11 protein-coding genes are annotated in these 10,956 nt (G+C 39.3%); 2 read left to right on the top strand and 9 right to left on the bottom strand.

The window, feature by feature from the left end; all coding sequences use genetic code 11:
* Positions 1 to 186 precede the first annotated feature (186 nt).
* The gene (locus HMPREF1551_RS08670) at positions 187 to 513 is read left to right on the top strand and encodes a DMT family transporter (protein ID WP_021628733.1); all 327 of its coding nucleotides are present in this window, start codon (positions 187 to 189) and stop codon (positions 511 to 513) included.
* A gap of 126 nt (positions 514 to 639) precedes the next feature.
* Complete coding sequence (locus HMPREF1551_RS08675) at positions 640 to 1,494, top strand: DUF2911 domain-containing protein (protein WP_021628734.1); 855 nt, start codon at positions 640 to 642, stop codon at positions 1,492 to 1,494.
* A gap of 354 nt (positions 1,495 to 1,848) precedes the next feature.
* On the opposite strand, the gene HMPREF1551_RS08680 is transcribed toward HMPREF1551_RS08675, so the two are convergent.
* From HMPREF1551_RS08680 to HMPREF1551_RS08720, 9 genes are all read right to left on the bottom strand, one after another.
* On the bottom strand, positions 1,849 to 2,199 hold the full coding sequence (locus tag HMPREF1551_RS08680; protein WP_021628736.1) for a hypothetical protein: 351 nt from the start codon (positions 2,197 to 2,199) through the stop codon (positions 1,849 to 1,851).
* Positions 2,200 to 2,207: 8 nt separating this feature from the next.
* On the bottom strand, positions 2,208 to 3,212 hold the full coding sequence (locus tag HMPREF1551_RS08685) for a hypothetical protein (protein ID WP_021628737.1): 1,005 nt from the start codon (positions 3,210 to 3,212) through the stop codon (positions 2,208 to 2,210).
* A gap of 11 nt (positions 3,213 to 3,223) precedes the next feature.
* Entirely contained in the window at positions 3,224 to 4,237 is a 1,014-nt protein-coding gene (locus HMPREF1551_RS08690) for a hypothetical protein (RefSeq protein WP_021628738.1), read from the bottom strand.
* A gap of 86 nt (positions 4,238 to 4,323) precedes the next feature.
* The gene (locus HMPREF1551_RS08695) at positions 4,324 to 5,421 is read right to left on the bottom strand and encodes a hypothetical protein (RefSeq protein ID WP_231374973.1); all 1,098 of its coding nucleotides are present in this window, start codon (positions 5,419 to 5,421) and stop codon (positions 4,324 to 4,326) included.
* A 181-nt stretch (positions 5,422 to 5,602) separates the two neighbouring features.
* Positions 5,603 to 6,427 (bottom strand): zeta toxin family protein, encoded by an 825-nt coding sequence (locus tag HMPREF1551_RS08700; RefSeq protein ID WP_021628740.1) that lies wholly within the window; start codon positions 6,425 to 6,427, stop codon positions 5,603 to 5,605.
* A complete protein-coding gene (locus tag HMPREF1551_RS08705; RefSeq protein WP_034544550.1) occupies positions 6,414 to 6,659 on the bottom strand; it encodes a hypothetical protein in 246 nt (81 codons plus the stop codon). The genes HMPREF1551_RS08700 and HMPREF1551_RS08705 overlap by 14 nt, the downstream gene beginning before the upstream one ends.
* A gap of 320 nt (positions 6,660 to 6,979) precedes the next feature.
* Complete coding sequence (locus tag HMPREF1551_RS08710) at positions 6,980 to 7,450, bottom strand: hypothetical protein (protein ID WP_155851618.1); 471 nt, start codon at positions 7,448 to 7,450, stop codon at positions 6,980 to 6,982.
* A 322-nt stretch (positions 7,451 to 7,772) separates the two neighbouring features.
* Positions 7,773 to 8,252, bottom strand: coding sequence for a DUF6756 family protein (locus HMPREF1551_RS08715; protein ID WP_021628743.1), 480 nt, complete (start codon positions 8,250 to 8,252; stop codon positions 7,773 to 7,775).
* Positions 8,253 to 8,350: 98 nt separating this feature from the next.
* A complete protein-coding gene (locus HMPREF1551_RS08720; protein WP_034544552.1) occupies positions 8,351 to 10,924 on the bottom strand; it encodes a DNA gyrase/topoisomerase IV subunit A in 2,574 nt (857 codons plus the stop codon).
* Between the last annotated feature and the right edge of the window lie 32 nt (positions 10,925 to 10,956).

Below are 10,956 nucleotides of genomic sequence, written 5' to 3' on the forward strand. Positions count from 1 at the left end.
TTGGAATCAGTTTGTAAGTATGCAGCCCCTCTGTCATCACACAGCCTGTGCCTGCTTTAGATAATCTAAGCATTGCCGACTGTATCGCAGCTCCAAATCTCCTACAAAGATTAAAAGAATGCCTTATGAGAATGGAATAGCCCCCATAACTCAAAACTCAAAATTAAAAACTTAAAACTCAAAATTATGTATTGGATTTTACTCATTATAGCAGGCCTTTTTGAGGTCGCTTTTACTTTCTGCCTTGGCAAAGGAAAAGAAACACAAGGTACCACGATGTACCTATGGTACGGAGGTTTTTTGGGCTGCACTTTTGTGAGCATGTCCCTACTGATGAAGGTTTCCCAACACCTTCCCTTAGGTACTGCCTATGCCGTATGGACAGGTATCGGAGCCGTAGGCACTGCTCTTGTGGGAATTTGGATCTTTAAGGAACCCGCTTCCTTCTGGCGCCTCTTCTTCCTCACCACTCTTATAGGCTCAGTCGTAGGACTCAAAGCTGTATCTAGTTAGTTTTGAGTTCATAATTTTGAGTTTATAGTTCTTCTGTTCGTAGAAAACTCTGAATTAAAAACTCAAAACTCAAAACTAACTTGGCATACTTTTTGCTGCAAACCGTCCCTGAAAAACAACTGTAAAATGAAAAAGATATTCATTATCGCCAGTATGCTATGCTTCTTTTCTGAAGCCTTGGCACAGATCAAGCTCCCCCAACCCAGCGTAAAGGGTAGCATAGAACAAATGGTCGGGCTTACCGAAGTGGAAGTAAGCTACACCCGCCCCGCGAAGCGCGGTAGAAAGATCTTCGGAGAACTGGTGCCCTACAATCGTGTATGGCGTACCGGTGCCAATGAGAATACGACCATCTCCTTCAGTGAAGATGTCACCATTGATGGCAAAGTACTCCCCAAGGGGAAATATGCCCTCTATACCAAACCCGAAACCGGCAAGTGGACTTTCTACTTCTACAAGAAAAACGACAACTGGGGACTCCCTCAGCAATGGGACGAAAGCCAAATCGCCCTACAAGCGGAGACCAAGCCTGCTCCTTACTACATGGAAACCGAATATCTTACCATTGAGTTAAACCCTATCAACTATAACGATGGGGAAATAGCCATCCGTTGGGACAAAACGATCGTGAGACTACCCTTCCATACCCAAACCCAAGAGCAGTCCATGGAGAACATCGCTGACAAAATCACTGCCACTTCTTCCGCTCGTGATTACTACGATGCCGCCAACTACCTACTGACCTCCAATGGCGACCTCGACAAAGCTAACGAACTGATTACCAAGTCCCTCAGCATGCAGAAGGATGCACCTTACTATATGTATCGTGCCCAAGCGATCATCCTCTCCCGATTAGGAAAGACCAAAGAAGCCATCAAGGCGGCAGAAACCTCCCTACAAAAAGCCAAAAAAGAAGGCAATGAGGATTATGTAAAAATGAATCAAGATTCCATTTCCCAGTGGAAGAAAAAACGAAAATAGTGACAAGTAACTAATGACAAGTGACTAATGACAAGTGACTAATATTCAGTGTGATATTAGTCACTTGTCATTTGTAATTGGTCACTATTTATACATATCAATATCTATCCAGGCATTAAGCCTATGAAGTAGTTCTAATATTTTGTTATCAAAAACAATGGCAGGGCAGCTCTCCTCAGGGCTCATTTCTACACAAAAAAGTAATTTTGGGTTAGGGGGAAATGCTTCCTTTTTCTACTAACATGTCTTTATAATTTCCTTTCTTTGTATAGAAAGTAAAGACAATAGCCGTCATTACATAATCCTCGCAACCTTCACAACACGCTTTTATAAGATCTTCCCCCAAAATGTCTGCTACAAAAATATGGTCTTCTTGTTTGAACTCAAAAGCCGTATATTCACGATATAGGAAAAATCATCCCCATTAGGATCACAACAATAACGGTCATATACTTTACGCCTCATCTTCTTATCAAGATGTTTGGCTATATATTCATCTATAAAAAACTGGCTTCCCTTAAAGCAACCTCCTATTACTGAGGCTTTAAAAGACTTACGAACATAGGTTACTTTTTCAATTTCTCCAGTAGGAATCTTCTCATCAAAGCAAATCTGCGTTCCATCTACAAAGGTAACACACCGCTGCTGACTATAAGTATTTCCTACCCATAAAATCCCTAAAAGGTAAAATATCCATCTTGTCATAGTAACTATTATTTGATTCCTATCTTGATATACATTCGTTGTTTGTTAAGCTCTCCTTTGCTATCTAAAAAGCTATTCATGGGATTGATAGAAACGTATAAATAACCATTTTTGGAGAAGAAAACATCATTCTCATCTATATTATAAATCTTCCAATTGCTAAGTTCTGCAGTTATAATAGGTTTAGAAACAAAGGGGGTGATACTTTCTACTCTATACAAAGAAAAGCTGTCAGGTTCAGAATAAATTTCTGTTGTTATCATAAAGAGATGTTTCCTATTGGGTGATATAAAGGGCAGATGATCAAAGGTAATTTTTCTTCCCGTTGTTTTATCTATGGTAATCTCACCATAACCATCTCCTACTTGGCTACTTACCACATATTGATTTAAAGTGTCTATTCTTCCTATATATTCATAACTTTCATCTACTCCACTCAGTTCACCAATAGTATCTTTAAATTTAACAACAGCTTCTTCACAAGCAATACTAAGTATTTTGCCTTTCTTTTGAAAAGTAAGTGTATCTCCAATAAAGAAATCTACCTTATTTTTAATAGCTTTTTGATACTCTTCTTTTGTGATAAGACTGATAGATAAATATGTAGAAAGACTTCCAGAAGTAGCGTTTCTTTGGCTACCTTTCAATATGAAATTAGACTCCTCTAATTCCTCCTGAGTAAGTTTTAATTTCTCATAGTTATCGGCATCTTCTTTTAAAATATATTCTTCTTCATTGCCTTCATTACATTTGTAGAAGTGTTCAGAAACACCTACTACCCATAAAGGTTCTCCATAACTATACTGAGATTGAGCCTTAACATTTATGTCAGGAATTTTATATTTGGCAGCTCCTTCCTTAATCACATACAACTCCTTCTCCACAGGCACAAAGACCTCTTCTTGTTGCTGCTTTTCCTCTACTATAGCACTTTCCCCTGCCGGCTGTTGCCCCTGAAAGAGGTTACAGCTGGTAGATAACAATGTTAAAAAGAATATGATAAAATGTTTCATTAGTTGGTTATTTACTGATACCTGTCTTTTATCTTGATTATCAAATACTTACAAGGCTTATCCTCCTCTTTATAATTATATTCATAACTATCTAAAGCATCCATAGCAACATACAAGCTCCCATCTTTGCCAAAGAAGGTAGGTCTATTTTTAGATGCTTCGTAGGCTACCCAATAGGAAATCCAAGCAGATACCACAAATTCGATAGCAAAAGGTTCTTTGTTTAGTACCTTATATAGCGCAATAGCAGTAGCCCCTCCCATCTCTGTCATCCCTAACGTGATGATATATTTTCCATTAGGCGAAAGGTAAGGGTGACTTTCTATTTCTGTCTTATGACCTGTTCTTTTATCTATAAGAAACTTATACCCTGCCTTACCCGCTATAAGATATTGGTGTATGGGCTGCATCTCTCCCTCGTATTCATAGACTTCCAAATCATCTTGAGGCGTCATTTCTACATCCTTAAGCTTAACCACTGTATCGTTACAAGGAAGTGAGAGTATCCCCTCTTTCTTTTTTATGGCAAGTGTATCTTTCACCAAAGGAAAGTATCCATTTTTCCTTGCCTTTTGATATGCTTCATAAGAAATCTGATCAATCGTAAAATATTTGGAAAGGGTCGTTCCCTCTTTTTCATCTACAAAAGTCTCTCCCTCCCATTTGCCTTTAAAATGAACATCTTCTAAGACTTCCTTAGTAAAACGAATATCCTCATAATTTCCCATATCTTCCTTGCGAAGATACCAATCCAAATTGCTTTTTATCTTGTAGAAATGCTCCGATTCCGCTTCTATTCGAAAAGGTCTTCCAAAAGAATACGCTTGCTCATTAGGATTACTATGAATATCAGGCACTGTATATTGCAGTGCTGTAAAATTAGTTACATACAACTCCTTCTCCACGGGTACAAACACTTCATCTTTCCAGAAACTCGCCACACTCTCCCCTGCCGGCTGTTGTTTTTGGAAAAGGTTACAGCCTGCCAATAATAATGTTACGAAGAATATGATAAAATGTCTCATTAGTTATTGTTTATCAGTGTTTTACAATTCATCACCAGTGTGGTGATGAATTGAGGAGTAAGTTACAAATTGGTGCTTGTTAAGACCTATTCATAATAGGTAAAGTTTCTCTCTATAAGATACTCTAAACTATCTCTAAAAAATTTAGCTTCATAGATGCAGTTGTTATACTTATCATATTTGTAAATCCTTTTACCTATAGTTTCTATGGTTCTCTTTCTTATGTTGTAGTATTTGGAAAGTTCCATAGTACAATTCCCTTTTTCATCATAAGAATAATAAACACCTCCTTGTAGCTTTCCATCGGGAAAGAATTCCTCTTGCTGGGTCGTTTTTCCATTTTCTTCTCTCCAGAAAGTAACACTTTTAAGCGCCTCTTGCACATAAGTATAATTTTCTTTCAATTTCTTATCCTCATAGCAATAAGAAGTAACCACTTTGAAATCATCCATACTGATGTATTGGTCTTCTACCAGGTCTCCATTTGCATCATAAGTATAATAAGTGATGGTCTCTTTCCTCTTTTTATCTTTTTCTCCTGAGTAAATTTCGTAAGAAGTTTTCTGCCACACTTTTCCGTTAGAGAGATAGGCAAAGGTATCAAAATAGTGGACAGTTCCAAGTGCTATCCTTTCCTTTATAAGAAGTTGTCCTTTATCATCATAGGTATAATAGGTAGTTGTATGCTCTTCTTTATTGGTCAAATTTTTGTATTCCTCTTGGGTCAGATTTCCTTTGTCATCATAAGTGAAAGTAATTTTTGTCTGTAGTTTATTTCCAGCATACCCTGAAATACTTTCCTTTAGATCTTTGTGATTGAACTTAGTAATATCCTTGAACACATTCGTTTTTTTCTTATCAAAATTCGTATTTAGAACGGTTTCCCTTAAGACTACTTCTTTTCCTTTATAAGCATAAGTCTCCAAAGAATGTGCTACTTGCTTTTTGTCCTGATATTGGAAACTTTCGATATGTGAAGGGAGCCGAAGGTTATTATAAGTAAAAATCTGCTTGTACTTTACATTGCCTAAGATATCAAATGTTTGGAATTCGGTGATATTCCCTTCCCTGTCAAAGCTATATTTGCAATGTTCGTTTGTGCTATTGGATTCATTGTCATTAGGGAACCTTTTCTTTTCTACCCCTTCGGATACTTCTCCGCCTATATAATAGATTCTCTCCACGGATTTTACATGTCCCTGAAGTGTGCCTCCAAAAACTTCTAATTGCTCTTCTGTATATTTGCCTTCATCCTTCTCTTGCGCAGAAAGTGAAAAGCAAAAGCAGAAAAGTAATGTTATAAAATAGGGTTTAAAAGGGTTTATCTCCATTATAAGAGGTCAGCCAATATGCTCATTCTCTAATCTAATGGATATGGCTGTCGTCAGCCATTTTTTGAATAAGTTCCTCTACAATAACTCTTATAGAAGGGGACATCCTAAGTTTCATTGTATTAGCTTTTTCTATCAGCTGCAACCGAAGTGCCTTATCTTGATACTGTTGTATCCTTGCTTTTACAACTTCCTCTGAAGGCAAACGAGCTATATCCCATTGCTGAGCCAAGGTATAGGTAATAAGATGCCTTTCCGCCTGATAGCTGTAAAGATGTATCTTATCTACTGCTTTTTCAGTATATAAGCGATCCAACGAAAGGAGCAAACCCGCTACAGCTTTATCATGGGAAGCTTTGTCGGCTAATCGTCCATATCCTTGGAAGTCTATTTCTTCCTGATAGCGCAAGTAAAAGCCCAATTCTGTAAAAAGAGCAGGTGCTGCAATAGCAAAAGCTTCTATCCTAAAACCTTTTTCTTTGAAAGCCAAGGCTGTACGCAATGGAATATCCGCATTACGCATAGTTCCTTCTACTATGATATTGTATCGGTGAGTAATAGCTTCTTGTATAAGTGCTTCTGTAAAAAAGTTAGAGAATAGTTGTGTTTCCGCTGAATAACTATCAGGGTGTTTTATAAGTTCTTTTGCCTTTGGGTGAAATTCTCTGTAGATATCCCCATTGACAAAGAGAAAGTCTTTATCAGGAAATTGTCGTAAAATAGCCCTTGCTAACCCACTTTTCCCCGAAGCAGGTTGCCCTCCTAAGATAAAAGCAATAGGGCTTTCTTGTGAAAATTTTCCTCTAAGTAATTTATCTCTTTTAAGAAGATAAATAGCTTCAATTTCATTCAACTTCATTCATTTTCTTTATTAAGGGACTATAATAATGTACTATTTTATCCATTACAGAAAGGCGAGCCATATCATCAGTACCATATAGCATTTTTTCTTCCTGTGAATACATATCTATTTTTTGGCTAAGTAACTCTTTTTCATAAGGATCACCTACTTGATCTATTTCCTTAATAGCCCTTACTTTTAAGGAGCCTACAATCTGTAAGGCGGTATCTAAACTAATGGGTTCTTTCATAATTGAGGTCTTTAACAAATATGGTTTATTCTTCTTTGTCATCAAAAAGTTATACGCTATTTTTTATAATAGGTACAAGCCAAACGCTCACACCAGCGAGGGCTTTTATTTTTCTGCAAATATACAAAATTAATACCTAAATAGGCGGATTACTCCCCCCACTCCTTGATCAGAGTATTTCGATATTTTGGGATAATGTATTAAAACCCTACCACACCATTGATTCCTTACCAACTGGTAATAGGTCGGCGTATTTCGATATGAATCATAGTTTTTTGATAGTATAGTACTTGCGGTATTTTTGACAATATAGACACGAGCTACAAGCTTACTAGTTTACGTTCCAAGTAATCCAAGTTTTTCAATTGCTCATAATCAGGGTATAGTATCTTAAAGTCGTTGTATAATTTTTGTTTTACAGCTTCTATTTTATGCAGTAATTTTTTGATGCTGAACAACGACTTTCTTTGTCCATTGAATAGGATACGAACATACGCTTCATCCTCTCTTCTGAGGGAAAAATGATAATCATCATACACACTAAACACCTCATTTTTTGTTTCTTCTCCCGAAGCTATTTTCCCTAAATCATCAGCAAAAACAATGAAGAATTTAAGCAAATCAGCCTGAAAATGAAAAAGAGTTTTATCATCATTTAAAATTAAAACCTCTCCCCATAGCATTTTCTCAACGATTTCAGATTTAGAAAAATGATAGTATTTTTCCTTTCTTACTTTTTTATATATTTCTAAATCAATCTGATATAGGATTATTATATTACCTTTTTTCATAGTCATTTAGTTTTCTCAAAAGTGCTATCTTTTCACAAAGGGCTTTTGTATTATGCTGATTAGGAAGGTATTGAATATTTAACAACACATCTGGAACATTACCTCATTATAACAATGATTCTGTATACAGAATTTATTGGTGAAAATTACAGAATTACGCTTAGTTGTATCATTTTCTCCGTGAAAATCTGTGGAATCCGTGGGAGAAAAAATATAATTTTGCTTACGTCGAACTCACATTAGTTGTTAGCTATCAGTGTTTTACAATTCATCACCAGCGTGGTGATGAATTGAGGTTCCTAATTGGGGCTAGTTTTTTTCTCTATGAGATAATACTTTTCAAGGCCTCTGTTTTACTGCCTGTAGCAATAAGAGCATCATGATGATTGATAGCTATAAGCCATTCGTATTTCTTAGAAACAAAATAAAACTCATCATAATGACGAAGTTCTCCTATAAGTGAAAGTACTGGGGTTATCCTCCCTTCATAAAACCAAAACTTATCATTCTGAGATTCCGTAAAGATAAAGAATATCTCTTCCTGTGCATCAATAAGTTCAGTAAGATAATTTTCAGGATTATGGGGCGGAACAAAAGCAACCACTTCTTGAGAGAAATCCTCCCAAAGCCAATAGTACCTACCTCTTTGATGCTTACAGAATGTCTTATAAATCTGAGTCTCTACAACTTTCCATTCATCTATCCCTAATGGGCGAAAATCCTCTGAAGAAATCTGCAATTGAACCACTAATTGTGCTATTTCTGTTCTAAGACTTGTCCAGGTTCGTTTTTTCTTTGCCATCAGTCATTTCATTTGTTTGTCTCTGAATGAGTTGAATTATAAACCTCTGCCAAACTGCCTTTTTTGGTAGCATTCAGTCTCTGACTTCTGACCACTGACTACTGATCCAAACCACTAAAAAGGTCTGGTTGTGTTGCCTCTGGTGCTGTGGTTTCGTCGTCTTCGTTGGCTTCTTCCTCAGCTTGAGGTTCTTCGTAAGGAAGTGGCTCCAAAGGAATAATCTCCTTGATACGCTCGGTGGTGAGTTGGTTACCAATAGCCTTGATTCCCTTGATAGCAATAAACGTTTCTATATTGACCGTTTGGTTTTCGGCACGTTCTCTGCCTGTCTTGGTAAATACAACCTCGGCCATAGGACGCCACTGGGTGGAGACAAAAAGCAGCTGTGACTTAGGGTGGTCGGAGATGACAAGTTCCTCACGGTTAGGGTTTTCCACTAAGAAGCGTTTGACAAAGTAGCGCTCCTTTTCTCCTTCGTAGTGAATGACCGAAATCGGCTTTTCAGGGTTCCACTTTTCTATAATCAGCAGGTTCGGGTCAAAGTGTAGGGAGAGGTCAGGGATGACCGTCTTGACGATAGCATCTTTGCCAATGAGCAGCAACCTATCTTCCCCCTTGAAGGAGCCCAATAGCTCGCCACGGCCTTCGGTATTGAGGCGGTGCACGATAGGGTCATACCATATCTTGCGTGGCTTGAGGGTGGATACCCCCTTTTCCTTGAGTTCGATACGCTTGATAGCGTATTTGGTGACAATATTTCCGCGTACGCTACGGCCTTTGATCAAGATATCAGCGAAATTGATATCCCACTTGAGCTTCTTCACACTACCTGCTTGGCGAAGGATCACCGTTACTACCTCTGCCTCTCCATTGGGGTTGGCCGAGAAGTAGAGTACTTGGGAGTCGGGGTGCGGTTCTACTACATCATATTCCTTGTCTCGGATAATACCGGTGACGGTAAAGCGCTTGATATAGGAGATCTTGTCATTGCCATTGCGGTAGATGAGGTTGTACACTGTACGAGTGTCATTCTTCTTGAAGACTGCCACATGGAGGATATGCTTACCGATATAGCTCTTCTCGGTTACCTTGGTGATGATCATTTTCCCCTGAGCGGTAAAGACAATCATATCGTCTATATCGCTACAGTCGCCCACATATTCGTCCTTCTTGAGAGAGGTTCCTACAAAGCCCTCTTCTCGATTGACATAGAGCTTAAGGTTGCGTACCACTACCTTGGTAGCCTCGATAGTGTCGAAGGGGCGCATCTCGGTTTTGCGCTCTTTGCCTTTGCCATATTTCTTTTGTAGGTTCTTGAAATAATCAATGGCAAAGTCAATCAGGTGGGAGAGGTGGTCTTTGAGCTCTACTATACTTTCTTCTATCTTTAGAAGGGTTTCTTCGGCCTTGTAGGTGTCGTATCGGGTGATGCGAATCATCGGGATTTGGGTAAGGCGTTCCAAATCCTCCTCTACAATAGGGCGCAGGAGTTGCTCCTTGAAGGGCTCAAAGCGCTTGTTGAGGTAGGTATAGAGTGCTTCTTTGTTGTCATACTTTTTGAAGTCGATATACATCTCTTCTCGGATAAAAATCTTTTCCAAGGAAGCGCTGTGCCATTTTTGTTCCAGTTCATCGAGCTTGATTTCCAGCTCTTTTTTAAGAATTTCTACCGTACGGTCGGTACTCTTGCGCAGAATATCGCTTACTCCGATAAAGTGAGGCTTGTTATTCTCAATCACACAGCAAAGCGGGGAGATGGACAGCTCGCAATCGGTAAAGGCATAGAGGGCATCGATGGTCTTATCCGGAGAAATTCCCTTAGGAAGGTGTACTAATATTTCCACATGAGCAGCGGTATTGTCATCTACCTTTGCGATTTTGATTTTTCCTTTCTCATTGGCCTTAAGGATGGATTCGATCAGAGAGGCCGTAGTGGTACCGAAAGGTATCTCTGAGATGACCAAGGTGGATTTGTCCCTTTGGGCGATACGGGCGCGTACCCTAATACGCCCTCCGCGCATGCCATCGTTATAGGCGGCAGCATCCATGATACCAGCGGTAGGGAAATCGGGATATAGCTCAAAGGGCTTGCCCTCCAAGTACTGTATGGAGGCATCGATGAGTTCGTTGAAGTTATGGGGCAATATTTTGGTCGATAGCCCCACGGCAATCCCCTCGGCACCCTGAGCCAAGAGCAAGGGAAACTTTACGGGGAGGTGTACCGGCTCGTCATTACGGCCATCGTAGCTCTTCTGCCATTGGGTCACCTTAGGGCTGAAGACCACCTCAAGGGCAAACTTGGAAAGGCGTGCTTCTATATAACGAGGGGCCGCCGCCTCGGTGCCTAAGATAACGTTCCCCCAGTTTCCTTGCTTATCGATGAGCAAATCTTTCTGTCCTAATTGGATAATGGCATCGCCTATGGCAGCATCCCCATGGGGGTGGTACTTCATGGTATTCCCTACAATATTGGCCACCTTATTAAGGCGACCATCTTCTATTTCGTCCATGGAGTGCATGATACGGCGTTGCACAGGCTTAAAACCATCCTCCAAGGCGGGGACAGCTCGCTCTAGAATTACATAAGAGGCGTAATCCAAGAACCAATTTTGATACATGCCACTAAGGCGCAAGATACTCTCTTGGCCTTCTGTTTGAGGTGTTTCTTCCATAGTGAAAAGTGAATAACGAATAGTGAAAAGTG

Origin of the sequence: Capnocytophaga sp. oral taxon 863 str. F0517 (assembly GCF_000466425.1) — a bacterium.
Taxonomy (GTDB): domain Bacteria; phylum Bacteroidota; class Bacteroidia; order Flavobacteriales; family Flavobacteriaceae; genus Capnocytophaga.

What these genes read in the sequence shown, in the direction of transcription:
- HMPREF1551_RS08690 (WP_021628738.1), bottom strand. Translation starts at nt 4,237, where the DNA reads ATGAGACATTTTATCATATTCTTCGTAACATTATTATTGGCAGGCTGT.
- HMPREF1551_RS08710 (WP_155851618.1), bottom strand. Translation starts at nt 7,450, where the DNA reads ATGAAAAAAGGTAATATAATAATCCTATATCAGATTGATTTAGAAATA.
- HMPREF1551_RS08700 (WP_021628740.1), bottom strand. Translation starts at nt 6,427, where the DNA reads ATGAAGTTGAATGAAATTGAAGCTATTTATCTTCTTAAAAGAGATAAA.
- HMPREF1551_RS08670 (WP_021628733.1), top strand. Translation starts at nt 187, where the DNA reads ATGTATTGGATTTTACTCATTATAGCAGGCCTTTTTGAGGTCGCTTTT.
- HMPREF1551_RS08705 (WP_034544550.1), bottom strand. Translation starts at nt 6,659, where the DNA reads ATGAAAGAACCCATTAGTTTAGATACCGCCTTACAGATTGTAGGCTCC.
- HMPREF1551_RS08720 (WP_034544552.1), bottom strand. Translation starts at nt 10,924, where the DNA reads ATGGAAGAAACACCTCAAACAGAAGGCCAAGAGAGTATCTTGCGCCTT.
- HMPREF1551_RS08715 (WP_021628743.1), bottom strand. Translation starts at nt 8,252, where the DNA reads ATGGCAAAGAAAAAACGAACCTGGACAAGTCTTAGAACAGAAATAGCA.
- HMPREF1551_RS08685 (WP_021628737.1), bottom strand. Translation starts at nt 3,212, where the DNA reads ATGAAACATTTTATCATATTCTTTTTAACATTGTTATCTACCAGCTGT.
- HMPREF1551_RS08675 (WP_021628734.1), top strand. Translation starts at nt 640, where the DNA reads ATGAAAAAGATATTCATTATCGCCAGTATGCTATGCTTCTTTTCTGAA.
- HMPREF1551_RS08680 (WP_021628736.1), bottom strand. Translation starts at nt 2,199, where the DNA reads ATGACAAGATGGATATTTTACCTTTTAGGGATTTTATGGGTAGGAAAT.